At 53.5% G+C, this 1,693-nt stretch carries 1 tRNA gene and 1 rRNA gene; both read right to left on the bottom strand.

Features of this window, described 5'->3' with window-relative positions:
* Nucleotides 1–5 precede the first annotated feature (5 nt).
* Nucleotides 6–81, bottom strand: a tRNA-Lys gene (locus QTO06_RS25245).
* A gap of 57 nt (nucleotides 82–138) precedes the next feature.
* A 16S ribosomal RNA gene (locus tag QTO06_RS25240) occupies nucleotides 139–1,691 on the bottom strand.
* Nucleotides 1,692–1,693: the final 2 nt, after the last annotated feature.

The raw sequence follows: 1,693 nt of genomic DNA, 5'->3' as shown, positions 1-1,693 counted from the left end.
AAGAATGGTGGGTCGTGCAGGATTCGAACCTGCGACCAATTGATTAAAAGTCAACTGCTCTACCAACTGAGCTAACGACCCAATGGTATCCCGTAGGGGAGTCGAACCCCTGTTACCGCCGTGAAAGGGCGGATCGTTTAAGGAGGTGATCCAGCGCCAGGTTCCCCTAGCGCTACCTTGTTACGACTTCACCCCAGTCATGAACCACAAAGTGGTAAGCGTCCTCCCGAAGGTTAAACTACCTACTTCTTTTGCAGCCCACTCCCATGGTGTGACGGGCGGTGTGTACAAGGCCCGGGAACGTATTCACCGTGGCATTCTGATCCACGATTACTAGCGATTCCGACTTCATGGAGTCGAGTTGCAGACTCCAATCCGGACTACGACGCACTTTTTGGGATTCGCTCACTCTCGCAAGTTGGCCGCCCTCTGTATGCGCCATTGTAGCACGTGTGTAGCCCTACTCGTAAGGGCCATGATGACTTGACGTCGTCCCCACCTTCCTCCGGTTTATCACCGGCAGTCTCCCTGGAGTTCCCGACATTACTCGCTGGCAAACAAGGATAAGGGTTGCGCTCGTTGCGGGACTTAACCCAACATTTCACAACACGAGCTGACGACAGCCATGCAGCACCTGTCTCAGAGTTCCCGAAGGCACCAATCCATCTCTGGAAAGTTCTCTGGATGTCAAGAGTAGGTAAGGTTCTTCGCGTTGCATCGAATTAAACCACATGCTCCACCGCTTGTGCGGGCCCCCGTCAATTCATTTGAGTTTTAATCTTGCGACCGTACTCCCCAGGCGGTCTACTTAACGCGTTAGCTCCGAAAGCCACGGCTCAAGGCCACAACCTCCAAGTAGACATCGTTTACGGCGTGGACTACCAGGGTATCTAATCCTGTTTGCTCCCCACGCTTTCGCATCTGAGTGTCAGTATCTGTCCAGGGGGCCGCCTTCGCCACCGGTATTCCTTCAGATCTCTACGCATTTCACCGCTACACCTGAAATTCTACCCCCCTCTACAGTACTCTAGTCTGCCAGTTTCAAATGCTATTCCGAGGTTGAGCCCCGGGCTTTCACATCTGACTTAACAAACCACCTGCATGCGCTTTACGCCCAGTAATTCCGATTAACGCTCGCACCCTCCGTATTACCGCGGCTGCTGGCACGGAGTTAGCCGGTGCTTCTTCTGTCGCTAACGTCAAATGATAGTGCTATTAACACTACCACCTTCCTCACGACTGAAAGTGCTTTACAACCCGAAGGCCTTCTTCACACACGCGGCATGGCTGCATCAGGCTTGCGCCCATTGTGCAATATTCCCCACTGCTGCCTCCCGTAGGAGTCTGGACCGTGTCTCAGTTCCAGTGTGGCTGATCATCCTCTCAGACCAGCTAGGGATCGTCGCCTTGGTGAGCCATTACCTCACCAACTAGCTAATCCCACCTAGGCATATCCTGACGCGAGAGGCCCGAAGGTCCCCCTCTTTGGCCCGTAGGCATTATGCGGTATTAGCCATCGTTTCCAATGGTTATCCCCCACATCAGGGCAATTTCCTAGGCATTACTCACCCGTCCGCCGCTCGACGCCGTTATCGTTCCCCGAAGGTTCAGATAACTCGTTTCCGCTCGACTTGCATGTGTTAGGCCTGCCGCCAGCGTTCAATCTGAGCCATGATCAAACTCTTCAATTTAA

Origin of the sequence: Vibrio sp. M260121 (assembly GCF_036533715.1) — a bacterium.
GTDB lineage: Bacteria > Pseudomonadota > Gammaproteobacteria > Enterobacterales > Vibrionaceae > Vibrio.
Note: the sequence above shows the minus strand (reverse complement) of the source record. Positions and strands in the feature narration are given on the sequence as shown.